22 protein-coding genes are annotated in these 22,495 nt (G+C 63.6%); 11 read left to right on the top strand and 11 right to left on the bottom strand.

Annotated elements, in window-relative coordinates:
* The first annotated feature begins 47 nt into the window (after window positions 1-47).
* The 6 genes from HWD99_RS13630 to HWD99_RS13605 all read left to right on the top strand — a co-directional run bounded on the left by HWD99_RS13630 (window position 48) and on the right by HWD99_RS13605 (window position 7,682).
* A complete protein-coding gene (locus HWD99_RS13630; RefSeq protein WP_241796800.1) occupies window positions 48-1,550 on the top strand; it encodes a SulP family inorganic anion transporter in 1,503 nt (500 codons plus the stop codon).
* Window positions 1,551-1,731: 181 nt separating this feature from the next.
* Window positions 1,732-2,808, top strand: coding sequence for an extracellular solute-binding protein (locus HWD99_RS13625; RefSeq protein WP_241796799.1), 1,077 nt, complete (start codon window positions 1,732-1,734; stop codon window positions 2,806-2,808).
* A 40-nt stretch (window positions 2,809-2,848) separates the two neighbouring features.
* Window positions 2,849-3,865 carry an ABC transporter ATP-binding protein gene (locus tag HWD99_RS13620; protein WP_241796798.1) on the top strand — a complete coding sequence of 339 codons (1,017 nt, stop codon included), beginning with the start codon at window positions 2,849-2,851 and terminating at the stop codon, window positions 3,863-3,865.
* Window positions 3,866-3,944: 79 nt separating this feature from the next.
* Window positions 3,945-5,738 carry an iron ABC transporter permease gene (locus HWD99_RS13615; protein ID WP_308220733.1) on the top strand — a complete coding sequence of 598 codons (1,794 nt, stop codon included), beginning with the start codon at window positions 3,945-3,947 and terminating at the stop codon, window positions 5,736-5,738.
* Entirely contained in the window at window positions 5,735-6,757 is a 1,023-nt protein-coding gene (locus HWD99_RS13610; protein ID WP_241796797.1) for a LacI family DNA-binding transcriptional regulator, read from the top strand. Before HWD99_RS13615 ends, HWD99_RS13610 begins: the two co-directional genes overlap by 4 nt.
* A gap of 40 nt (window positions 6,758-6,797) precedes the next feature.
* Window positions 6,798-7,682: a metallophosphoesterase gene (locus HWD99_RS13605; RefSeq protein WP_241796796.1), complete on the top strand. Its 885-nt coding sequence runs from the start codon at window positions 6,798-6,800 to the stop codon at window positions 7,680-7,682.
* Window positions 7,683-7,949: 267 nt separating this feature from the next.
* Here HWD99_RS13605 and HWD99_RS13600 read toward each other — a convergent pair whose 3' ends face one another.
* The 6 genes from HWD99_RS13600 to HWD99_RS13575 form a co-directional block, all read right to left on the bottom strand.
* Window positions 7,950-9,551, bottom strand: a complete 1,602-nt coding sequence (locus tag HWD99_RS13600) for an Eco57I restriction-modification methylase domain-containing protein (RefSeq protein ID WP_241796795.1) — start codon at window positions 9,549-9,551, stop codon at window positions 7,950-7,952.
* Window positions 9,552-9,553: 2 nt separating this feature from the next.
* On the bottom strand, window positions 9,554-10,264 hold the full coding sequence (locus tag HWD99_RS13595; protein ID WP_241796794.1) for a hypothetical protein: 711 nt from the start codon (window positions 10,262-10,264) through the stop codon (window positions 9,554-9,556).
* A complete protein-coding gene (locus tag HWD99_RS13590; protein ID WP_241796793.1) occupies window positions 10,261-11,445 on the bottom strand; it encodes a hypothetical protein in 1,185 nt (394 codons plus the stop codon). The genes HWD99_RS13595 and HWD99_RS13590 overlap by 4 nt, the downstream gene beginning before the upstream one ends.
* Window positions 11,442-13,760 carry an ATP-binding protein gene (locus tag HWD99_RS13585; RefSeq protein ID WP_241796792.1) on the bottom strand — a complete coding sequence of 773 codons (2,319 nt, stop codon included), beginning with the start codon at window positions 13,758-13,760 and terminating at the stop codon, window positions 11,442-11,444. The genes HWD99_RS13590 and HWD99_RS13585 overlap by 4 nt, the downstream gene beginning before the upstream one ends.
* A 184-nt stretch (window positions 13,761-13,944) precedes the next feature.
* On the bottom strand, window positions 13,945-14,901 hold the full coding sequence (locus HWD99_RS13580) for a NaeI family type II restriction endonuclease (RefSeq protein ID WP_241796791.1): 957 nt from the start codon (window positions 14,899-14,901) through the stop codon (window positions 13,945-13,947).
* Between the two features lie 3 nt (window positions 14,902-14,904).
* Window positions 14,905-16,182, bottom strand: coding sequence for a DNA cytosine methyltransferase (locus HWD99_RS13575; protein WP_241796790.1), 1,278 nt, complete (start codon window positions 16,180-16,182; stop codon window positions 14,905-14,907).
* Between the two features lie 133 nt (window positions 16,183-16,315).
* On the opposite strand from HWD99_RS13575, the gene HWD99_RS13570 reads away from it, so the two are divergent.
* From HWD99_RS13570 to HWD99_RS13560, 3 genes are all read left to right on the top strand, one after another.
* Window positions 16,316-17,308 carry an SDR family NAD(P)-dependent oxidoreductase gene (locus HWD99_RS13570; RefSeq protein ID WP_241796789.1) on the top strand — a complete coding sequence of 331 codons (993 nt, stop codon included), beginning with the start codon at window positions 16,316-16,318 and terminating at the stop codon, window positions 17,306-17,308.
* 90 nt (window positions 17,309-17,398) lie between these two features.
* Window positions 17,399-17,710, top strand: a complete 312-nt coding sequence (locus HWD99_RS13565) for a hypothetical protein (RefSeq protein WP_241796788.1) — start codon at window positions 17,399-17,401, stop codon at window positions 17,708-17,710.
* A gap of 32 nt (window positions 17,711-17,742) precedes the next feature.
* Entirely contained in the window at window positions 17,743-18,126 is a 384-nt protein-coding gene (locus tag HWD99_RS13560) for a hypothetical protein (protein WP_241796787.1), read from the top strand.
* Window positions 18,127-18,132: 6 nt separating this feature from the next.
* Here the strand turns inward: HWD99_RS13560 and HWD99_RS13555 are convergent, their stop codons facing one another.
* The 4 genes from HWD99_RS13555 to HWD99_RS13540 all read right to left on the bottom strand — a co-directional run bounded on the left by HWD99_RS13555 (window position 18,133) and on the right by HWD99_RS13540 (window position 20,384).
* Window positions 18,133-18,543, bottom strand: a complete 411-nt coding sequence (locus tag HWD99_RS13555) for a DUF1428 domain-containing protein (RefSeq protein WP_241796786.1) — start codon at window positions 18,541-18,543, stop codon at window positions 18,133-18,135.
* A 73-nt stretch (window positions 18,544-18,616) separates the two neighbouring features.
* On the bottom strand, window positions 18,617-19,186 hold the full coding sequence (locus HWD99_RS13550; protein WP_241796785.1) for a TetR/AcrR family transcriptional regulator: 570 nt from the start codon (window positions 19,184-19,186) through the stop codon (window positions 18,617-18,619).
* An 89-nt stretch (window positions 19,187-19,275) separates the two neighbouring features.
* Window positions 19,276-19,797: an RNA polymerase sigma factor gene (locus HWD99_RS13545; RefSeq protein WP_241796784.1), complete on the bottom strand. Its 522-nt coding sequence runs from the start codon at window positions 19,795-19,797 to the stop codon at window positions 19,276-19,278.
* Window positions 19,797-20,384, bottom strand: coding sequence for a hypothetical protein (locus HWD99_RS13540; protein WP_241796783.1), 588 nt, complete (start codon window positions 20,382-20,384; stop codon window positions 19,797-19,799). Before HWD99_RS13540 ends, HWD99_RS13545 begins: the two co-directional genes overlap by 1 nt.
* Before the next feature lie 188 nt (window positions 20,385-20,572).
* Here HWD99_RS13540 and HWD99_RS13535 point away from each other — a divergent pair, with 188 nt between their 5' ends.
* Together HWD99_RS13535 and HWD99_RS13530 are read left to right on the top strand one after the other, a co-directional pair.
* Entirely contained in the window at window positions 20,573-20,962 is a 390-nt protein-coding gene (locus tag HWD99_RS13535) for a cupin domain-containing protein (RefSeq protein WP_241796782.1), read from the top strand.
* 234 nt (window positions 20,963-21,196) lie between these two features.
* Window positions 21,197-21,565: a hypothetical protein gene (locus HWD99_RS13530; RefSeq protein WP_241796781.1), complete on the top strand. Its 369-nt coding sequence runs from the start codon at window positions 21,197-21,199 to the stop codon at window positions 21,563-21,565.
* A gap of 88 nt (window positions 21,566-21,653) precedes the next feature.
* Here HWD99_RS13530 and HWD99_RS13525 read toward each other — a convergent pair whose 3' ends face one another.
* Window positions 21,654-22,220 (bottom strand): dihydrofolate reductase family protein, encoded by a 567-nt coding sequence (locus HWD99_RS13525; protein WP_241796780.1) that lies wholly within the window; start codon window positions 22,218-22,220, stop codon window positions 21,654-21,656.
* Window positions 22,221-22,495 lie beyond the last annotated feature (275 nt).

The raw sequence follows: 22,495 nt of genomic DNA, 5'->3' as shown, positions 1-22,495 counted from the left end.
CTGGAACGTCGGCCTCACCCCGGGCCGCGTTCTCTGGAGCATCCCCCATGTCTGCATCCGCGATCGACGATCGTGCCCGCTATCGGGCGAAGCCGTCCGTCCTCGACGCGCTCACGAGCCCCCGCATGCTGACGCGCGAGGTGCTCGCGGGTCTCGTCGTCGGGCTCGCGCTGATCCCCGAGGCGATCGCGTTCTCGGTCATCGCGGGTGTGGACCCGAAGGTCGGCCTGTTCTCGTCGTTCATCATGGCGGTGTCGATCGCGTTCCTCGGCGGCCGCCCGGCGATGGTGACCGCGGCGACCGGGGCCGTGGCTCTCGTGATCGCACCGGTCGCACCGACCTACGGCCTCGACTACTTCATCGCCACGGTCATCCTCGCGGGCGTCTTCCAGGTGATCCTCGGGGTGCTGGGCGTCGCGAAGCTGATGCGGTTCATCCCGCGCAGCGTCATGGTCGGCTTCGTCAACGCGCTCGCGATCTTCGTGTTCAGCTCGCAGTTCCCCCAGCTTATCGACGTGCCCTGGCTGGTGTATCCGCTGGTCGCGCTGGGAATCGTCGTCATGATCGTGATGCCGAAGATCACGAAGATCGTGCCGGCTCCGCTCGTCTCGGTGATCATCGTGACCGCGGTCGTGCTCACGATGGGCATCACCGTGCCGACCGTCGGCGACCAGGGCGAGCTGCCCCGGAGCCTGCCCTCGCTGTTCCTGCCCGACATCCCCTGGACCTGGGAGACCTTCGGCATCATCGCGCCGTTCGCGCTCGGGGTCGCACTGGTCGGACTCATGGAGTCGCTGCTCACCGCCAAGCTCGTCGACGAGATCACCGACACCCACTCGAACAAGAGTCGCGAATCGTGGGCGCAGGGCATCGCGAACATGCTGTCGGGTTTCTTCGGGGGCATGGGCGGATGCGCGGTGATCGGTCAGACCATGATCAACGTCAAGGCATCCGGCGCGCGCACGCGCATCTCGACGTTCTTCGCCGGTGTCTTCCTGTTCCTGCTGGTCGTGGTGTTCGGCGACTTCGTCGGCACGATCCCGATGGCCGCCCTCGTCGCCGTCATGATCATGGTCGCGATCGGCGCGTTCGACTGGCACAGCATCAAGCCCTCGACTCTGAAGCGGATGCCGAAGAGCGAGACGTTCGTCATGATCGCGACCGTCGTACTCGTGCTCCTCACGCACAACCTCGCGGTGGGCGTCGTCGGCGGCGTGCTCGTCGCGTCGGTGCTGTTCGTGCGACGCGTGGCGCATTTCGTCTCGGTCGCCCGGACTCTTTCCCCGTCGGATGATTCCGTCACCTACGTCGTGAACGGCGAGCTGTTCTTCGCGTCGAGCAACGACCTGACGACGCTGTTCGAGTACTCGGACGACCCCGAGCACGTGGTGATCGACCTGTCGGGATCGCACATCTGGGATGCCTCGACCGTCGCGGCGCTGGACGCGATCGAGACGAAGTACGCCGCACTCGGGAAGACGGTCGAGATCGTCGGGATGAACGAGAGCAGTCAGCGGATGCGGGGACGGCTGTCGGGCGGGTTCGAGTAACGCCGCAGCGCGCCGCGACACGCACCACCGTTCATCCCCCGCTTTCTCGGTGTTCATCTCCGCCGCCTATCTTGAGTGCGGTCGCGCGAACGCGGCTAAGAATCAGACAGATCATTGTACGGAAACCACAACACCGAGGTACAGTCAGATCAGACATTCCTCGATGACGAGAAAGGCGACCATGGTCGACATCCGAAAGAAGCGCTGGTCTCTCCTGGGTATCGCGGCCGTGGCGGCCGTGACCCTGACCGGATGCGCGGGCGGCAGCACCGAGTCCGACGGCGGCTCGAGCGAGGGCGGCTCCGACGAGACGCTCATCGTCTACACGAACTCGAACAGCGACGGCCGCGGCGAGTGGATCACCGAGCAGGCGGCAGACGCCGGCATCGACATCGAGATCGTGGGTCTCGGCGGCGCCGACCTCACCAACCGCATCATCGCCGAGAAGAACAACCCGGTCGGCGACGTCGTGTTCGGCCTGAACAACATGTTCTTCGAGCAGCTCAAGAGCGAAGAGGCGATCACCGCCTACGAGCCCGAGTGGAGCGGAGAGGTTCCCGCCGACGCGGGCGACCCCGCCGACGGCGCGTTCTGGCCGCTCGTCGAGCAGGCCATCGTCACGGTCTACGACGAGAACAGGATCACCGACGCCCCCTCCGACGAGGAGGACCTCTGGACCGACGAGGAGTATGCGGGCCGCTACGAGGTCAACCCCGCGCTCGGCCAGGCCACCCCGCAGCTCGTGCTCGCCAGCATCCTGTCGCGCCACCTCGATGAGGACGGCGACCTGGGTGTCAGCGACGAGGGCTGGGATCTCGTGAAGTCGTACTACGCGAACGGCTCGCCCGCGGTCGAGGGCACCGACCTGTACGCCCGCATCTCGCGCGACGAGATCGACTACGGCGTCATCCCGTCGAGCGGCATCTCGGCCCGCGACGAGGAGTACGGCACCACGACCGGCATGATCGTGCCCGACTACGGCGTGCCGTACGTGACCGAGCAGATCGCCCAGATCGCCGGCACGGGCAACGAGGCCAAGGCGCAGGAGTTCATCGACTGGTTCGGCAGCGCCGAGGTGCAGGGCGAATTCGCGGCCGAGTTCAACGCGATGCCCGTGAACGAGAACGCGATCGACAAGGCCAACGCCGAGGTCGTCGAGCTCATGGGCACGCTCGACCGTCAGGACATCGACTTCGGCTTCGTGAGCGAGAACCTCGGAGCGTGGGTCGAGAAGGTCACGCTCGAGTACATCGGTTGAGCCAACCGACCCCCGCGAGAGAGACACCGGAAAAGACACCATGATCCGTTTCGAAGACGTCGAGGTCGCGTTCGGCGATCACCACGCGGTCTCGCATCTCGATCTGGAGATCCAGGAGGGTGAGTTCTTCACCCTCCTGGGTCCGTCCGGGTGCGGCAAGACCACCGCCCTGCGCGCCCTCGCCGGGTTCGTCGAGCCGACCGGCGGGCGCATCCACATCAACGGCCGCGACGTGACGCGCGTGCCCAGCGAGAAGCGCGGCGTGGGCATGGTGTTCCAGAACTACGCGCTGTTCCCGAGCATGAACGTGCGCGAGAACATCGCGTTCGGGCTGTCGATCCAGAAGACGCCCAAGGCCGAGCAGCGCCGCCGCGTCGACGAGGTCGCCGACCGCACCGGACTCGCGCTCTCGCAGCTCGAGAAGAACGTGTCCGAGCTCTCGGGCGGGCAGCAGCAGCGCGTGGCCATCGCCCGCGCGCTCGCGCTGACCCCCAGCATCCTGCTTCTCGACGAGCCGCTGTCGAACCTCGACGCCAAGCTGCGCGTGCAGCTGCGCGAGCAGCTGAAAGACCTGCAGCACGAGGTCGGCGTGACCACGGTCTACGTCACCCACGATCAGGAGGAGGCGCTGACCCTCAGCGACCGCATCGCCGTGCTCGATGCGGGAACGCTGCAGCAGGTGGGCACCCCCGAGGAGATCTACGACCGCAGCGCGACGCCGTTCGTCTGCCGGTTCATCGGCGAGAACAACAGGCTGAGCCCGGCGCAGATCACGAGCCTCGGCACCGGTCTGGATGCCACGGCGCAGACGTATGTGCGGCCCGAGAAGCTGCACCTCGCCGGCGCCGGCGACAGCTCGACGGCACCCGCCTCTCTCGAGGGCACCATCGTCGACCGCACCTATCACGGCAGCCACAGCGTCTACACGGTGAAGGCCGAGGATGCTCCGCTGCGCGTGAGCGTGCCCGCCGCGGCGAGCGCTCGCCCGTGGAACCCGGGCGACGCGGTGCGCGTCGACGTCGACCCCCGCTGGATCCTGCAGTACCCGGCGGCGTGACATGTCGGATCAGACTCCCCAGAACCACACAGACCCCGCGGTCCCGCCCTCAGCGGCCGTGACCGGAGAAGCCGGCTCCTTGACGACCACCGCTGTCGTCGAGGGTCAGACGGCGGGACCGCGGCTCCGCACGAGAGGTCGCCCCGGCAGTGTGCGGGCGATGCTCCGCTCCCCGCTCGCGTGGGTGACCGGCATCATCGTGATCTGGTTCGCGGCGGCATTCCTCGTGCTGCCGAACGCCGCCCTGCTCGGGGTCACGTTCTTCCCCGACGGGCAGTTCAGCATCCGCGCCGTCGAGAAGCTGTTCGGCAGCGAGCGTGCGCTGAAGACGCTCGGCAACAGCTTCCTGCTCGCGATCACCCTGTCGATCACGGTCAACGTGGTCGGTGTGTTCATCGTGCTGGTGACGAAGTACTTCCAGGTGCGCGGCGCGAAGGTCCTGTGGCTCGGCTACGCCACCACCCTCATCTACGGCGGCATCGTGCTGGCCGCCGGCTACAACTTCATCTACGGCCGGTTCGGGTTCTTCACGAACATGATGGTCAACTGGTGGCCCGACATGGACCGCGACTGGTTCTCGGGGTACTTCGCGGTCGTGTTCGTGATGACGTTCGCGACCACGACCAACCACATGCTGTTCCTGTCGTCGTCGCTCGGCAAGGTCGACTACGCGTCGATCGAGGCGGCCAAGCTCATGGGCGCCTCGACGTGGACGATCCTGCGCCGCATCGTGCTGCCGGTCATGAAGCCGATGCTGTTCGCCGTGACCGTGCTGACGTTCCTCATCGGACTCGGCGCGCTGACCGCGCCGCTCGTGCTCGGCGGGCCCGACTTCCAGACCGTCGCGCCGCTCATCATCGACCTCTCGCGCAGCCCCATCACGCGTGACATCGCCGCGCTGCTGGCGATCGTGCTCGGCATCGCGACGATCATCCTGCTCGCGGTCATGAACCGCTTCGAGAAGTCGGGGGTGTACTTCTCGGTCGCGAAGGTCGCGACGCCGATTCAGAAGCAGAAGATCCGCAACCCGTTCGCGAACGTCGTCGTGCACGTCGTCGCGTATCTGCTGTGGGTGATCTACCTGATCCCGGTGGTGCTGATCGTGATCTTCTCGTTCGTCGATGCGCGCAGCATCCTCGCCGGGTCCATCACGCTCGACAGCTTCACGCTCGACAACTACATCACCGTGTTCTCGAGCGCCGCGGCGCTCCGTCCGTTCATCGTCAGCGTCGTCTACAGCGCCGTCGCCTCCATCGTCGTCGTCGGCGGACTGCTGTTCGTGGCGCGGATGCTGCAGAAGCACCGCAACCTGCTGACCACCGCGATCGAGTACGTGCTGCACATCCCGTGGATCCTGCCGATCGTGCTCATCGCGCTCGCGCTGGTGACCGCGTTCGATCAGCCACGGGCGATCGTGGGCGGCCTCGTGCTCACCGGAACGCCGATCCTGCTGCTCATCGCGTACATCTGCGTGAAGATCCCGTTCACCCTGCGCCTGCTCAAGGCCGGGTTCGCGTCGGTGCCCGATTCGCTCGAAGACGCCTCGCGCATCCTCGGGGCGAAGTCGCTCACCACGTTCCGTCGGGTGCTGATCCCGCTGGTGCTGCCGACGGCCGCGGCGATCACGGCGCTGAACTTCAACAGCCTGCTCGACGACTACGACGCGGCGATCTTCCTCTACCACCCGCTGTTCAAGCCGCTGGGTGTGGCGATTCAGGAGAGCACGCGCGGCGAGAACAACCTCGATGCGATGCCGATCACGTTCGTCTACACAGTGCTGCTGATGATCATCATGGGTGTCACCATGTATCTCGTGTATGGACGAGGTTCGCGCGGCGGAGCGCCCCGCAAGAGCAAGAAGGCTCGCGCGTGAGTTCTGACGAGCGGCCCGCGCTGCGGGTGACGATCAGCGATGTGGCGGCCGCTGCCGGGGTCTCCCGGGCCACCGCGACGAGGGCGCTCAAGGGCGAGGGGCGGTTCGCTCCCGAGACCCAGGAGCGGATTCTCGCCGAGGCCGAGCGCCTCGGATACGTGCGCAACACGATGGCCGCCGAGCTCGCCGCCGGGCGCACCGGCACGGTCGGGCTGATGCTGCGCGACGCGAGCAACCCGGCCTACGGTCTGCTGTTCTCGCGGCTGCAGGATGAGGCGCACCGGCGCGGCCTCGACCTGGTGACCGTGACGATCGGCGCCGACGAGCAGGGCGCCGAGCAGGTCAACGCGCTGCACCGGCTGCTCGGCATGCGCGTCGCGGGGTTGATCGTCGCGACCGGTGGGATCACGGCCGCGCAGCTCGCGCCGTTCGCCGACCAGGTGCCGATCGTGCGCGCGGGTCGGGTCGAGACGGCTGAGGGGATTCATACCGCGCACTACGACGATCCCTCGCATGGAGAGCTGCTGGCGTCGCACGTGCTGTCGCTCGGGCACAGTCGGGTGGTCGTGCTGTCTGGTGCGGAGGACGTCTCGCTGGCGGAACATCTGCGGGCGACGGCGATGGAGCAGACTCTGCGTGCCGGCGGGGCGTCCGTGACCCTCTTGTCCGTGGGTGCCGCGCCGACCGATGGCGTGGATGAGGCGCTGGATGCCGTGCGCGCCGGAGCCACGGCCGTGATGTGCGCGTCGGACTACCGGCAGCTCGCCGTCATGCGGGCCCTGCGGGATGCGGGGCTGTCGGTGCCCGGCGATGTGAGTGTGACGGGGTGCGACGGCATCCTTCCCGGGGCCGACCTGCTGGGGCTGACGACGCTGCGGATTCCGGTCGAGGCCGTGGCTGCCGCTGCTGTCGAGACGATGCAGCGGTTGCTTTCGGGATCGGATGCCGATGCCGTGCCCACCGTCAGGCAGCCGTTCGTCGGAACCCTCGTGCCCGGAACGACCGCCGCCGCCCTCTGACTTCTCATCTGTACCTGTACGTCGTCTCACTGGAAGAGAAATGATCCTCACCGAACACTCTCGCCCGTCGCACACCTTCGTGCACATCTCCGATACGCACCTTCCCGGTGAACGCGCGCCGCTGTATGGCAGCGGGGCGGATGCCGATGCCAACCTCTCTTCTGTGCTGTCGCGGCTGGTGGATTCGGGGCTTCGCCCTGATGCGCTGTTGTTCACGGGGGATCTCGCGGATCGAGGGGACGCGTCGTCGTATCGGCGGTTGCGGGAGTTGGTGGCGCCGGCGGTTGCTTCTTTGGGTTGCGATGTGGTCTGGGCCATGGGAAACCACGATGAGCGCGGGGCGATGCGGGCGGAGTTGGGGCTTGCGGGGGGACCTTCGGATGCTGTGGTCGAGGTGCGCTGGTTCGGGGGGATGCGGGTGATCGTGCTGGATTCGACCGTTCCCGGGGAGCACTGGGGGCGGGTCGATGAGGCGCAGTTGGAGTGGTTGGCGGCCGAGCTTTCGACGCCTGCGCCGGAGGGGTCGCTGCTGCTGATCCATCACCCGCCGCTGCCGACCGTGCTCGACCTCGCGGTGACGGTGGAGCTGCGGGAGCAAGCCGCGCTGGCGGCAGTGCTGGCCGGGTCGGACGTGCGGGGCATCCTGTCGGGGCATGTGCACCACCCGTCGTTCGGGACGTTCGCCGGGATTCCCGTGGCGGCGGCGTCGTCGAGTGCGTACGGGCAGGATCTGGCTCAGCCGGTCGGAGCTACGCGCGGGCAGGATGCTGCGCAGGGGTACAACCTCGTGCACGTGTACGACGGGACGATCGTGCACTCGGTCGTCGGGCTTGAAGTCGGTGCGGATGTGGGGGAGCCGGTGGCGGCGGAGGAGGCCGGGAGACGGATTGCCGGGCGGGGGATTAGCTGGCGGGAGCGGGTATAGCCGCCTGGCTCCCTGAGCGAGACCGCGGACTCCGCACCGTCCATTCAGACGCATGGACGGGTACGCCTTGAGGAAGCTCCGTGAGCGGGAGGCGAGCAGTGACCTCTAAAGTGAGCACTCCGCTGTCCACCAACGTCATGAGTTCTGCGAGCCCATCCGAATCAATCCCAACGAACACACAGCCCCAGACCGCACTCCTCGATCAGCGTCGTCCGACGTTCGCATCCAGGCGGTCGTGCTGGACGGGCGAAAGGAGCCATCGAGGCTCTAACCCCCAAGAAGTCTCGCGCCTATGCGGGATGCTTCTCCACGGTCTCGCGACCTGAAGGCAGTTGTTAGACGCTTCGCATCCTCAGCGGATATCTCGTCGGGAGCCGGTATGCGGAGTAGACGAAGGTATTGCGCGCTCATTCGCAGGCTGCCGGACGACATCGCTACTGAATAGGCGCGCACCGAATCACCCGCGGTCTCCGACATTAGGAGCCCTCCGAGAACTTCAAGGTCCCAGGTCGACGAAGTGATGTAGAACAACGTGTTCAGCGGAAGAAACTCTTCCCCAGCCAAGACGGGTTCGATCTGGTGATTGATGTCCGCGATAAGTAGTTTTGGTCTTCGCCAGTTCTCGTCTACTGGGCGATCGATGGTTCTCCACCATGTTTCAGGGTTTCGCCTCGAGACATAGCGATTCTGGAGCTCTCGCTTATGATCCTCAAAATATGAGAACAATCTAGGAAGATCCTGACTCGCAAGTGGCAACAGATCCCCATCCCGCCACGGATTCACCAGATAACGACCAACCCAGCTGAGCTCTCCCGATCGAAGATCTTTCGGCCCCACTACCGGCGTCAACGCGGCCCTCTCGACAAGAGTCGAATCTGACGTGACAAAAACTCTATCCGCGCCGGTTGCGATACCAGCACGCACAACCGCGCCAGTCTCCTCCAAGGATAGAAAAGTGGAAGATGAACGCCGCAAACGTTCGACATGAGCCTGCGGCGCGAATGCCCATCGGTGTCCGCTCTCGCGAAGCAACTCGCTTCGCTCTATCAGCGGCTCTTGAGTAGCCGCTCGGCCTTGAGTGATCATCCCACTAGTTACCGACTCGACTCCCTTGCGAACCCGAAGTACATCCGTGCTGCTAGGGGGGCTGCGGCGAATGACAGTGACTGCAGGGTAAGCCGCAACCCGCGAAGCAAAGGGCTGCGTTGAGTGAAGATCCACCACCAACTCCAGCGCGAAATCCTCATCGAGAAGGCGTCTTAGCGGCTCTCCATATTGATTTCGCATCCAACGATCAGGGGCGATGAAGACCTGGACACCGCCGTCTTCCAAGCTACGTAGGCCCGCTTCAAAAAAGCCGATGTAGAGATCCGCTCGACGCCGCATCAGCGGCCACAAGTTGCGGTAACGAACGGCCAAGTCGTGGTCGACTTCGCCAACACGCACGTATGGCGGGTTCCCGACAACCCATCTTGCCGAACTCTCACTGGGCGCCTCGAGCAGGAAATCGCGCTCGAGGATCCAAGCTGTTGTGAGCGACTCGGCTATCTCCGGGTCAACCGCCGCTTCCAAAAGAACGGACTTGACTCTCGCTCGCGCCATGTTCGCTGCTCGCCCATCGATTTCGAATGCACGGACGGCATTGACAAGATCACGAATCGGCACCGCCCGACTCGTCGCCGATACGAGAAGACGACGGACAATCTCAATCAGAAAAGCGCCCTCGCCACAAGACGGCTCCACGATAGTTCCACCGACCAGATCGCGATCTGGAGTGTAACCGGCCAGATCGAGCATCAGCTCGACCGTCCATTGCCGCGTGTAGACGACGCCTGCACCTACCGTTTTGGTGACCTCACCCTGCAGCACGCTTATCCAACACCGCCACCATCATGGCAAAGCACATCGAGTCGCTCAGTATTACAGGTCGTGCAGCTCGCATCCGCTCCCTCTAGGTACTCGAGCGTGAGGGGTGCTCCATAGAGAGAGGCCATGGCTGCCACTGCAATTCCGGCGGGGGTCCTTCCACGGAGCGGAAAGGCGGGTCGAATTTCATGCAGATGGTTTTGCACGCCCATTGGATAACCTATGCCCGGCGCCCACGCCTGAGGATGCAAGCCTGGGACACCTTTACTCCACCCGATGATACGTTGCACGTGCGGAAAGTGATGAAACCGGGACGCAACACCATCCGACCTATCGTCTGCGGATTCGAAACGCCAGCCATGGGCATGAGTTTCGCCTTCATGGTCATATAGCACAGCTATCCTCAAACCAAGATGCAATTCATCATGACGTACTTTTAATACCAGTTTTGCAATAGGGAACATCACGGGCTCGTCAGCTGTTACCGCAGGGAGCCGCAGAAATTCTTTGATTTCGCGGTCACGCTCCCTGACCGCCCGACGCCCGAAGTCATCAAGAGAGGTGTGCAATTTGCGATAGTCGACCGAGGGGAACCACTCGCGAAGCTCAGAGGCTTGACCAACCTCGATATCACGCGTTAACTCCGCCTTTTGCTCCCAACCCGCCATTACGACTTTAAGTTCCTCAAGCTGGTGCTGCCAAATTTTGTCGCTCATTGCAGAAGTCTGGTGAATGGCTCGTACTGCACATCAACTGGCCTCGCGGAACTGACATACCTCCTGTAATTTCGTCCCGGAACATCCGTCTCGACCTGCGTCGCCTCCGCACGAGACACGAAAGTGGAGGTATCTTCGAGAAATACCATCCCCGGACCCTCGAACGGTCTTTCGGGGCGTATCTCGCGTGCTTGCGAAAGCCGATAAACAGATCGATCAAGGAAGACATCAAGGCTCGGAACCGACGAGCTTTCCGCTGCCGCCACCTTCCCTTGTGCGGTATCCTTCGCAAGGATACGCGCCAAGGCCTCTTGATCTCCGAAATCCGAAAAGAAGTGAGGAATTCTCGCCAGAAGGTGCGGGGCGTCCACCACTTCATCCTGCGATGCGAGAATTGTCCTGCTCAACCAGCGGCGCACCACGGACGCTGCCATCCTTCGCGTGGCGTCATCGTCGTGCGGACCTGAGTATTTGAACCCGAGCTTCGAGCTAGCGAGCATACGGAATGTCATATCTTCCGGACGAACGGCCCCAAATACGTCGAGTTGGCGAGTCGCGAGCTGTCCCGGGTCAAGGCCCAATCGCTGCAATACGGGTGCGTCGAGATCGTCAATCGCGGACTCAGATCGACGGACCCAGTCATCCGCCAAACCAAGCGCCGGTCGTGCCCAAGGTGCGTAGCCGTCAGTACTTACGCCGGTCCACAGATGCGGATCGTTCAGGTCGTCCTCACCGATGTGGAGATCGGCGTTGGTCGCGACATCTTGTTGCATTGTCAGGTCAAAAACACGGTGCGAGTCACGACCTGTGAACATGTTTACGACAGAGATGAATCCCGCCGAGGTATGAGTCCGGAGCTGTCGCGCTACCTCATCGCCGTATTGGTTCCGAAGCGCGAGCGCCGCCTCGGTATCGAGACCATCCAGGTCCTGCGGATCCGCCGACAAGTCCGAATCCAGCACGACGAGGTCGTATTGGCTTATTGTCCGCAAGACTTCCGAATCGTCCGCGGAAGGACGACCTAGGTCCGAGTTCGAAAGGGCGATGATGACAGCCGCGAGTTCCTGACCCGTACGTGCATGCACCGCCCAACTTGAAGGTTCGAGATGGCTCGCGATCGTATCGCGCCATACCTGAACGCGATCTGCTTTGTCGTCACAGACAAGCGCAAGTTTTGTCATTGGTCTCTCCACTTTATTCGCAGTGCCGTCCTGTATCCGTCCGGAGGCGCTTCAAAGGACGCTGAAACGTCGATCTCATCCAAGATCATCTTTACGATCGCCAGCCCGAGGCCCATTCCTCCGAGACCAGCTTGTTCGAGGGCTGGCGGAAGAACCAAGGCTCTCTCGAACGGCTCCCACAATTGGTCGGCTGACGCGAGATCGACGCCCGCGCCGTTGTCCAGGAATCGAATCCACCCTGAACTCTCATCACCACCACCGTCCACCGTGACGCGGGGAGAGTCTTCGTCATGCAGCGCATTAAAGGCGTTAATCAGGACGTTCTGAAAAACTGAAGACCACGCAGGGTATGTGGCCATCGGTAGCATCAAGTCCTCGGGTATTCGCGAGGTGTCAACAGGCGCCTGCCTCGCGAGAATGCTTAGCCGGGAAGCGACGTCGGTTACGGTTGTTTTTGCACGATATCGCCGAACCTCGTCCCGTGTTTCGGGCCGGAGCAACGGAGCGAATATCTGTCGGAGCGCGACGGCTCGAATCTCCCAGTCCCGCAGGGTCTTCGCGATCTCGTGGGCTCCTACCGCGGCCGGGGGTGATAGCTCCTCGGCCAAGGCTTCCAGCTTGTTTGCAGCGTATCTAACCGTCCGAACTTGTTTACTGATCTCATGCTCGTACGCCAATGACGTCATACCGGTCGTGGCCAATGTTCCCAGAAGAGATGCGTAAGCCCTCGTTCTCGTCTGAGCTCGCTCGGCGCTGTCGCGAACATCGGACAAGGCGTCATGGAGTCGCGAGAAGGCTGGTGTGGGTATCTCGGACCGCACAGAGTCAAGGGTCTTCATCGCCGAGCGAGCGGCCTGCGATGGTGTGGTCTCGCTTGGCCGCCCGCTCGCGTTCTTCTTCTTGGCTGATTTTTTGAGCTTCAGTCGCGCCCGTTCCATCGCATACAGGTCAATCGATGCGCGTACCATTACCACTAGGCGTTGAAAAGCGCCGTTATCGACAAGTCGGTCGCGAGTAACCTGGATCGATAACGAAGGCGCACCTTCTGGGCCATAGTTTTCACGGACAGATTGCTCGTGATTAGTCGACACCGCGACCCACCCGATTAAGTTCCGGTTGCCGGGGAGATCCTGGAGGCCCTCTGACACCTGCAGCTCCTGCGGCAATAGACGTGAAGAGCTCAATCGCCTAGACACATCGCTATCGATGCTTAGCCAGTCGTCTTCGCTACCGCCGTATGTCGGCAACCGGAATCCGCTGTCGTAGATCCCCACACCGCCGAATTGGGATATGTAGTTTCGCGCCTCGTCAACCGGTATCTGGTGCTTTTGCCTGCCCGATAACGAGAAGACTCGGACCTCGAACTCCACCTCGTCGATTTCACAGTTATCGATCTCCCAGATGACATTTCGCGGATCCTCACCTCTCACCTGAACCTCTACAGCGAGCTGACGAGTCGGAAGGAGTGGTTTCCAAACCTCCTGTGTGACTTTTGTGTCGCTTGCGGCGGCTGATTCAGCAATTGAACGCACCGCGGGGAGTTTGTTGTGTCGCAGCTTTTGACCGGCGTTCGACGTTTCTGTGGCCGGAAGAAGCTTGCCTGAAATTCGCCCGGTCCAAAGGTCGAAGACGTTGGACATCTCTGTGTCGAAAGCTTGAACGATTGTTTCGTCCGGCGCCTCCACTTTGACTTTGAAGGAGCCCACGTTCTTAGTCTCGAATGGCGGCTGTAACGCCCAGATCTCACGAGCGAGCTCCGACAATTCGCTCGTACCCCAAACCTGTGAGAGCTGTGTCATCGAGACGCGGGTGCCGTGCCTACTTCTCTGCGCAAAAGTTAGTGCTCCTGCGGGAGATACCTCTACCGCTACGGCGGTCAGTTCCCCTGAGGCCACAGCGGCATCCCAGTTGATTCGTGCGTCTATCCCATCCGCTAATGCGGAGTTGACGGGGTCTGTCGGGTTGACCAGCGCTCGAGACTGTATTTGAGTACGTCTAGCGAGCAGCTGAGCGGCTAGGCGGCCGACTCCCTTAGAACCGGTAAGCTGCCGCCCCAGGAAGGGCGAAACCGACTGTCCGCGCTTGTTGGTCGTTCCGACTCGCATCCAGCGAGCCTCGAAGGCGTCTTCAGACATGCCGTGTCCGTTGTCGGTGACTACGATCTCATCAGCGCTGAATCTGATCGTGACCTCGGTCGCGTCTGCGTCATAAGAGTTCTTTATGAGCTCGGCTAGGGCGATGTACGGCTTCCCGACAAGTCTCTCTCCGAGCTCACGCAACAGCTCGGCGTCCACCGTGAAGTGATACGTCGTCATCTCGTCCTCCAGCCGATGCCAGTGTCTAACCTATCGAAGCTGGCGAGACGCCCGCCATCCTCAACCGCTCTGTTCGACTTGCCCACCCATGCGATCGCGCTCCGTTGACGGAACTGCGTGGTCACTTCGCACGGCTTGTCGGACACTCCGATCTTTCGAGGCAAGCGGTTTGAATGGCCAAGGATCACTTGAATGTGACTGGGGGCGTGCCTTCGGTGCTCGGCTCGTCATCGTCAGCTATGCGCCAGAAGCCGTCTCCAAGGCCAGCACCTGGACCATCCTCAGAATCGCCACGAACGATGCGAACGCTCACGACTTCGCCAGGTCTTGGAACTTCGGCTCCGAGCAGGCGAGCGAGCAATCTATGTTTCTCGTAGTCGCCTCCGAGAATCACGTAACCCTCATGCCGGAGCGTCGTGCGAGCGCCGCCGTTCTCTCGCACCCGCTTCATGAAGTCGTCCTGTTGAGCAACAGTCGCGATTACGTTTCGCCCGATCCGCCTATTCGTCACTAGACGAAGCAGCTGATTGACTCGTTGCTGACCGGACGAGGGCGCGAAGATTGCTTTCAGCGTGTCTGGGCCGCATTCGAGCAAGACGTTTGGGGGCAAGTCACCTGGGCGTTGAAGCCATCGAACTGCCTCCCTACCCATTTTGTTCAGCTGGACTTTCGCGTCCCGGTTTGTCGTCGTTCGGCAGTGGTCCGCCGATGCCCGCACAACGCCGAATGCGAACTCGCTCTCCTTGTCGCTGACGTAGCCGACGACAAGCAGATGCCCTAGGGCTTCGGGCGGGATCATCCACGCGTTCATCCGCTGAGAGAACTTGCAGTCGACGTCAACGCCCGCAATCTTGTAGTCAAGATTTGAGCCCTCGTCGATCACATCGTCGAACTCACGCCGAAGGTTTATTTCGAAGAGCGTGCCGAAGTGAGTTCGTTCTGTCTTGTGCAGCTGATCCCAGGAGTATCGCCCCGTTCGTTGCCCGTCATAGAGCTGATCCAGAGTGCGTCGCATCAGACGGCCGACTCGCGTGCCGTCGGGATCCGCCTGGCGCAGCACGTTGAAAACGGAGATCAACTCCTGGTCGCCCTCGCCTTCGAGCGGATCCGGCTCCCAACCTTGGAGCAGCTCTGAGCTCATGATTCAGCTGACGCGGTTCCGGAAGCGCGTCACAACTTCGTGGCGCCAGTGATCAGCCTGCCCCGTAAAGCCCTTGAAGTCACCGAGGAGATAGCGTTCGACTCCATCGACATCGATCGTGTGGAGATCGAAATCGTGTCGGATAGCGGCAAGGCGCTGCTGCACGGCTGACGCGCTTCCCTCGTTGAAGACGCCGATCAAGTCCTCCAGGCTTAGGGGCTTGTCGCTACGAGCAAGAGCTCGATACACCGGGTCCTGAAGGCTCACAGTGCCCGGATTGTTGAGAGCTTCGGGCCCTTCGTGGTTTAGCGCTGCGCGAATGCTTCGCCCAATCGCTTCCGCCACGGGCGGCGGAAAAGCGTTTCCGATCTGCCGGTACTGCGAGGTCTTGCGGCCGGCGAACTCGTAACCGTCTTTCGCCGTCCAGCCTTGAATGCGAGCTGCCATCTCGATCGTCAAGCGCGGCGGAGAAGTTCGAAACGAGGGCGACCTTCGGTCTGGTGCCGTGTTGGCGATGCCGCGGCCATCGACGCTCAACTTGGCCCAGGCTGCCTTAGCTCGTGTCGGACCGAGGTCCGCCCCTCCGTGCTTCTTGCTGCCTCCGACCAGGGTTGGGCCGATATCGCCCGCGGCTTCCCGCCAAGCATCCGCGTACTTCCAACCATCGGCTGCCATCAAGTCATGGAGTGCCGCCCCGACTGTAAGTCGAGCGCCGACCTGTAGCTCGGGCCATTGAAAGAACCGCATCTCGCTTGCAGGCATCGCGACGAGGACGAAACGCGGGCGGAGCTGCGGGACGCCAAAATCCGAAGCGTGAAGCAGCTTCCAATCGCCGACATATCCGAGCTCATCGAGCCGGTCCAATATTCGTTGACGGTATGCCGCAAACCGAGGTGCCGCGAGACCGCGAACGTTCTCCAGCATCACGGCTCGAGGCTGGAGGATCGCGACTTGCTCTATTGCCCAAGCAAAAAGATCGCGTTCGTCGGAGGTACCCAGCTGCTTACCAGCAGCAGAGAATGGTGGGCACGGCACTCCACCCGCGAAGAGGTCGACTCCCGCATATGACCGAGGATTCCAGACCGACGAATCGGCCACGTCACCAACGGCCACCTGAAGGTGCAGGTTCGAACGAAGAGTCTCGGCAGCTGTCTCATCGATCTCGATGGCGAGTGAGTGGGAGAACCCTGCCTTGTGCAAACCAAGCGACTGCCCACCAGCGCCGGCACATGCCTCGACGAGGCTCAACATCTGGTCGCCTGATTGCTCGTGTTCTACCACCCCATCATCTTAAGTCTCACCACCGACATCGCGGCGTCGCACCGCCGAGCACGAGTGTCCGCCAACAGCAGGCGTACACTGTCTTATAAGTAGACGCACCGTTGCGAAATACAAGCCTCAAGGAGTTCACACCATGGCCCTCACCGCACACTCCACCATCGGCGACTGGCTGAACGACCCGACCGGCGGGCCGCTCATCCGCGGACTCTTCCAGCAGACGGGCGCCGACCCCGAGCTCCTCACGCCCGTGCTCGGCCTGCCGCTGCAGCAGCTCGTCGCGATGAGCCAGGGTGCGATGCCGCAGTCCGTCGTCGACGACCTCGTCCGTTCAGCCAACGGCGGCGAGCTCCCCGTCGAAGAGGCAGCACCCGAGGTCCCGACCGGAGCCCGCTTCGCCGGCAAGACCGTGATCGTCACAGGCGCAGCATCCGGCATCGGCAAGGCCACCGCCACCCGCATCGCCCGCGAAGGCGGACGCGTCATCGCCTCCGACATCGCCGCCGACAAGCTCGACGCTCTGAAGGCCGAGCTGCCGGATGCCGACATCACCACCGTCGCCGGAGACCTCACCAAGCAGGACGCGATCGACGCCGTCATCGCCGCCGCGGGAGACACCATCGACGGCCTCGCGAACGTCGCGGGCATCAACGACGACTTCTCCCCCGCGGGCGAGACGACGGATGCCGTCTGGGACCGCGTCATCGCCATCAACCTCACCGCCCCGTTCAAGCTCATGCGCGCGGTGCTGCCGATCATGGAGAAGGCCGGTCGCGGGTCGATCCTCAACGTCTCGAGCGAAGCGGGGCTGCGCGGCAACGCGTCGGGCAACGCCTACACGGCCAGCAAGCACGGCATCATCGGCGTCACGAAGTCCGCAGCGTTCATGTACGGGCCGAAGGGCATCCGCGTGAACTCCGTCGCTCCGGGCGGGGTCGCCACCGGCATCCCGATGCCACCGAACATGTCGGAGTACGGCTCCAGCCGTCTGGGTCCGTTCCAGCAGGCGATCCCGACGGTCGCGACCGCCGAGCAGCTCGCCGCGTCGATCACGTTCCTGCTGTCGGACGACGGCGTGAACATCAACGGTGCCGTGCTGGCATCCGATGGAGGATGGTCGGTGCAGTAAGCACCCCGACGACCACGCCCCTGCCGACCCGAACGGCAGGGGCGTTATTCGTTCGTCGACCCCTGTGACGACGGGTGAGAGACTGACCCCATGCCTACCCGCCCCGAGATCGTCTGTATCTGCGGCTCCCTGCAATACGCCGACGACATGCGCCTGATCAGCCAGTCCCTCACGCTCGCCGGCTTCATCGTCCTCATGCCGACGGAGATCGACTTTCCGATCACCGACGAACAGAAAGCCGCGCTCGGCGAACTGCACCTGCGCAGGATCGACCTGGCCGATCGCGTGGAAGTCGTGAACCGAGGCGAGCACTTCGGCGAATCAACGCTTCGGGAGCTCGCCTACGCAGAAGCCGCGGGCAAGCCCGTGACCTTCGTCGGGGTCGCCCGGGGTTCGCAGTAGCACTCACATCTCCACCGCCTACCCTGGCTCCCATGAAGAAGCTCCCCGCGCTCGCGTCGCTCGCCGTCGGCATCCTGCTGCTCTCCGGATGCTCGCAGGCATCGACCCTCGCAGCCTGCGGCCAGGTCGCAGGTCAGGCTGTGCAGGTATCCGGTGTGCTCGAGAGCTTCAGCTCGCCGACGCCCGAGGCCGCGCAGGCGGCGCTCGGTGAAGTCAGAGCGGTGGCGGAGAAGATCCGCGGCATCGATGGTCCCGCCGAGTTCGTCACACTGCGCGACGAGTGGACGACGAGCATCGACGCGTTCGCCGCGGCCGGCGAGAAGGCCATAGCGGGCGACGTCAGCGGAATGGATGCGGCATCCGCCCAGCTGCGCACGTCGACCGACGCGATGGTCGCCCACTGCACCCCGAACTGAGGCCTGTCACTCGTCCTGCTGAACGCTCATCGCGATCTCGAAGCTGTCACCGAGCACGCGGCCCCCATCGAACACGGGCTCTTCATCGAGCGTCTCGGTCACACGTGGATCCCGCGTGACGGCGGCGGTCCCTCGATCCCGCGCCTCGCGCGACGGCCACGTCGTCACCGTGATCACGACCGACTCCGCAGCGCTCGCACCCACCAGGTCAGCGATGCCTTTCAGCTCACCCGATTCGTACGACGTCCCGTCTGCGTGGAAATCAGACGGATCGGCTGACTCGCTCGATTGCCAGTAATCGACGACGCTGATCGCACCGTGATCGCGGTACACCTGGGCCATGCGCGTCGAGAAGTCCAGATAGGCGGCCTTCCGTTCGGTCGCCACCGGCACGACGGTGATGTCAGCGAACGTCATCTCAAGCTCCCGTCCTCGGCTTCGAGTACAGCGCAAGGCTACCCATCGCCGGCCTCACACGACCAGGCGTGACCTACCGCGCGATCCCCCGCAGCAGCCGCGTCACCGTCTCTTCGATCCGGCCGGCACTCAGCGGCTGACCGATCAGCGCCGCGTACGACGCCATGGCGATGAGCTGGTCGGCGATCGCGTCGGCATCCACATCCGCCCGCACCTGCCCGTCGACCTGTCCACGCGCAATCCTCTCGGCGACCCACGCGCGGATCGGCGCCGCGAGTCGCTCGTTGAGGGCGAGTCCGAGTTCGTGATCGGTGGCCGTCACCGCGATCAGCGCCCGGGCGAGCGCCACGCCCTCGGGACGCGCGAGCCCGGCGGACATCGCCGAGAACCAGGCGTGCAGATCAGCCCGGATGTCGTCGCTCATCGCGATGGCGGGGTCGGCTCCTGGGAGGTCTCCCTCGAGCAGCGCCTCGCCGAGGATCGCCGCCTTCGACGGCCACCACCGGTAGATCGTCTGCTTGGCGACGCCCGCGGTCTCGGCGAGCCCCTCGATCGTCACCGCTTCGTACGAACCACCCACGACGGAGGCGCGCATCGCCTCGAGCACCGACTGGCGCGCGGCTTCACTTCGGGGACGGGGCACGGGGTCAAGGGTATCGAGGGTTGTGGATGGCGCGTTTCGTCTGGCTCCACTTCGCCGGGCTTGCTCGACGACCGGAAGAGGCAACGCGTTCAGACTGCCGGATAGCCCGCGAGAGTCGCTTCGAGCCTCGCGCGGATCTGACGTTTCGCGCTCGACAGTCGAGATCGGGCGGTCGACGGGTTGATCCGCAGCACGACCGCTGCTTCATGCGAACGCAAGCCATCCCAGTAGACGAGACGCACGAGCTCGGCGTCATCGGCGCTGAGCGACTCGATCGCTTCCCTGACCTCCAGAGACAGGTCGACGCTGTCAGACACCGGATGCGTCGCCCGCGCCTCGTCGATGAACCGTTGGACGGCCGCTGAGCGACGGGCGAGCGAGCGTCGCGAATTCAGCAGCACGTTCCGCGCGGTGGCGAACAGCCACATCCGGGCATCGAGCTCATCAGCCGGCATCTTGCGCCTGATCTTCCACGCGGTGAGGAGCAACTCGCCATAGGCCTCAGCGGCGTCGGATGCGTTCAGAAGTCGTCGTTGAAAGTAGCGAGACAGATCCTCGCCGTTTCGACGTATGAGGGCCTCGAACCGAGCCGCTGATTCACCGCCGCCCATCAACGGCACTCCGTCGACTGCGAGTAGAGGCTGACCTCGTGTCCTGGCGACATCTCATGCCCGCGAGCCTCGAGTTCAGCGAACAGCGTCTCGGCGACGACGCGGTTGACGGCATCGCGCGTGATCTCGGTATCGCTGGCCTCGATCGGACTCAGCTCACCGTCTTCGTCGACGGCATTCGCGTAGTCGTCGCGCACCGCAGCCTCTGCAGCCGTGAGGTCGAGTGCGTCGAGATCCATCGTGTCGACGATCGTCTTCGCGTCCTGCACGATGGGATCGTCTTCGGCCAGGCCCTCCCACTTGACCAGGAAGCCTTGGAAACAGGCCGAGCCGTCGGCACTCTCGATGTTGAAGACGTTGTCGGCGACCCATCCCCACGGCGTCTCGTTGCCGCCCCCGGCCATCGCGACCGAGCCGCCGCCGATGGCCACGATGCCGGCGATCGCTCCGACCGCCCAGCTCATGCCTCGTCCTCGACGCTGCCTGGCCTCTCTCAGGATTCGAGTGCTGTGAGCGTCGAGGTTGTGGTGCGCCGTCACCTGCGGCGCGGCCTCGCGCAGGAGCGCTCCCAGTTCACTGTCGTTCATCAGTGCAAGCCTTTCTCACGGATGTCTTTTGTGCAGTACATGTCCGCACGGCTGCGTGTTGTCCGAGCTGTCTGAAACTCGCCGGGCCTTCTGCCCCCGGCGCGCTCACAGACGCGGCCGATGCCTCTGCATCCCCGGGGCCTGACCGGGCGAGAAGACCCAGAAGGTGGAATCGTTACGGTGGAGCCATGAGTAACGACGTTCACAATGTGCTGGCGGCTCTGTCCGCCATCTCGGATCCATGGCAGCCCCACCGTCTGACCCGCATCAACGACTACGACGTGAAGGTCGTCAAGATTCAGGGCGAGTTCGTGTGGCACACGCATCCCGACACAGACGAGCTCTTCTTCGTCGTGAGCGGCGAGCTGACGATTCAACTCCGTGACCGCGACGTCGTTCTCGGGCCTCAGGACATGTTCGTCGTCCCCAAGGGTGTCGAGCACTGCCCCAAGGCCGAGAACGAGGTTCAGGCGCTGCTGTTCGAACCGCAGGGAACGGTCAACACCGGCGACGCCGGAGGGGACATGACCTCGCCCCTTCGCGAACTGGGCGACGATGACCGATCCGATCGTGAGTGACGGATGCTGATTCGACACCGCGACCTCGAACCGTCGGTCGATCCGGACGCATACGTGGCTTCGACAGCGGTACTCGTCGGTGACGTCAGAGTCGCTGCCGGTGCTCGTGTCCTCCACGGTGCGGTCCTCAGCGGTGAAGACGGGTTCGTGTCCATCGGTGAAGACACCGTCATCATGGAGCACGCCCTCGTGCGGGGCAGGGCCACACACCCCGCAGTGGTGGGAGCCGCCGTCATGATCGGCCCCCACACGCACATCAACGGCAGCACCGTCGAAGACGAGGCATTCATCGCCACCGGGGCATCACTGTTCCCAGGGAGTGTGATCGGTGCAGGTGCCGAGGTTCGGATCAACGGCGTCGTGCAGGTGAACACCACCGTCGGTCCTGGCATGGTCGTGCCGATCGGCTGGGTCGCCGTGGGGAACCCGGCCCACATTCTGCCGGCTGAACGCCACGACGAGATCTGGGCCGTTCAACAGAAGTTGGACTTTGTCGGCACCGTCTATGGGGTCGGCAACGACGTGTCGATGCGTGACGTGATGCGCAGCCAATCGCAGTTCTACGGTCACCACCGCGATGACGTCGCCCTCGATCAGAGCTGACGGCCATTCTCGGTGGCCGTGACCAGTTGATCGGGGTGGCGTCGAACCCGACTCGGCGGTAGAAGGTGAGCCCTTGTTCCCCGCGTGCTCAAGAACCGCCCGGAGACCGATACCGCGTCGCGACCGCTCCCGATGCGAACTCCCGCCGTTCGACGAGCTCGAGACGGGTGCGTTCGCTCAGCCCGTCGAGCAGTCTCGGACCGTGCCCGGCGATGATCGGATGCACGACGAAGGTGTACTCGTCGATCAGTCCCCGCTCGGCCAACGTCAGCGGCAGAGTCACGCCACCCACCGAGAGCCCTTCACCCGGCTGCTCCTTGAGGGCGCGCACCGCCTCACCGACATCGCCCCGCACGAGCTCGGCGTTCCAGTCGACGGCATCCAGCGTGCGTGAGACGACGTACTTCGGTATGCGGTCGAGGGCGTCCGCGAACGGAACCTCCCACTCGTCCATCCAATCCGGCCACACCCCCGACTCCGGACGCCGCCAGGCGGACTCCATCATCTGGTACGTCGTGCGGCCGTAGAGCACGGTATCCGCTCGCTGCATCTCAGCGGTCCAGAAGCCCATCAGCTCCTCGTCCGGCGCGACCCCCGCCTCGTGATGCACGCATCCGTCGAGCGTGACGTTGATCGCGTAGCGCAGTGGTCTCATCTCGCCGATCTCCTTCGATGCGGACGGTGGGTGGTGCGGGATATGGGTCAGCGTAGCCAACCAGCGACGCACGAGGACCGGTCGTTGAGCGAAGACGACGAAGTCGACTGAGACGAAACGTCGCGAGCCGATCCCGGAAAGTCACCACGTTTCGTCTCGGGCCGCTCCGCGGGCCTCGCTCAACGACCGGGGAAGTCACGGTCGTTGAGCGAAGACGACGAAGTCGACTGAGACGAAACGTCGCGAGCCGATCCCGGAAAGTCACCACGTTTCGT

It is taken from the genome of Microbacterium sp. C5A9 (genome assembly GCF_022627955.1).
Taxonomy (GTDB): domain Bacteria; phylum Actinomycetota; class Actinomycetes; order Actinomycetales; family Microbacteriaceae; genus Microbacterium.
The sequence above is the reverse complement of the archived record's forward strand: the minus strand, read 5'-3'. Positions and strand labels throughout refer to the sequence as shown.

Coding starts and splice junctions, on each gene's coding strand:
- HWD99_RS13540 (WP_241796783.1), bottom strand. CDS start 20,384: ATGAACGACAGTGAACTGGGAGCGCTCCTGCGCGAGGCCGCGCCGCAG.
- HWD99_RS13625 (WP_241796799.1), top strand. CDS start 1,732: ATGGTCGACATCCGAAAGAAGCGCTGGTCTCTCCTGGGTATCGCGGCC.
- HWD99_RS13620 (WP_241796798.1), top strand. CDS start 2,849: ATGATCCGTTTCGAAGACGTCGAGGTCGCGTTCGGCGATCACCACGCG.
- HWD99_RS13525 (WP_241796780.1), bottom strand. CDS start 22,220: ATGAGACCACTGCGCTACGCGATCAACGTCACGCTCGACGGATGCGTG.
- HWD99_RS13545 (WP_241796784.1), bottom strand. CDS start 19,797: ATGGGCGGCGGTGAATCAGCGGCTCGGTTCGAGGCCCTCATACGTCGA.
- HWD99_RS13590 (WP_241796793.1), bottom strand. CDS start 11,445: ATGACAAAACTTGCGCTTGTCTGTGACGACAAAGCAGATCGCGTTCAG.
- HWD99_RS13560 (WP_241796787.1), top strand. CDS start 17,743: ATGAAGAAGCTCCCCGCGCTCGCGTCGCTCGCCGTCGGCATCCTGCTG.
- HWD99_RS13630 (WP_241796800.1), top strand. CDS start 48: ATGTCTGCATCCGCGATCGACGATCGTGCCCGCTATCGGGCGAAGCCG.
- HWD99_RS13555 (WP_241796786.1), bottom strand. CDS start 18,543: ATGACGTTCGCTGACATCACCGTCGTGCCGGTGGCGACCGAACGGAAG.
- HWD99_RS13535 (WP_241796782.1), top strand. CDS start 20,573: ATGAGTAACGACGTTCACAATGTGCTGGCGGCTCTGTCCGCCATCTCG.
- HWD99_RS13585 (WP_241796792.1), bottom strand. CDS start 13,760: ATGACGACGTATCACTTCACGGTGGACGCCGAGCTGTTGCGTGAGCTC.
- HWD99_RS13530 (WP_241796781.1), top strand. CDS start 21,197: ATGATCGGCCCCCACACGCACATCAACGGCAGCACCGTCGAAGACGAG.
- HWD99_RS13595 (WP_241796794.1), bottom strand. CDS start 10,264: ATGAGCGACAAAATTTGGCAGCACCAGCTTGAGGAACTTAAAGTCGTA.
- HWD99_RS13570 (WP_241796789.1), top strand. CDS start 16,316: ATGGCCCTCACCGCACACTCCACCATCGGCGACTGGCTGAACGACCCG.
- HWD99_RS13605 (WP_241796796.1), top strand. CDS start 6,798: ATGATCCTCACCGAACACTCTCGCCCGTCGCACACCTTCGTGCACATC.
- HWD99_RS13580 (WP_241796791.1), bottom strand. CDS start 14,901: ATGAGCTCAGAGCTGCTCCAAGGTTGGGAGCCGGATCCGCTCGAAGGC.
- HWD99_RS13565 (WP_241796788.1), top strand. CDS start 17,399: ATGCCTACCCGCCCCGAGATCGTCTGTATCTGCGGCTCCCTGCAATAC.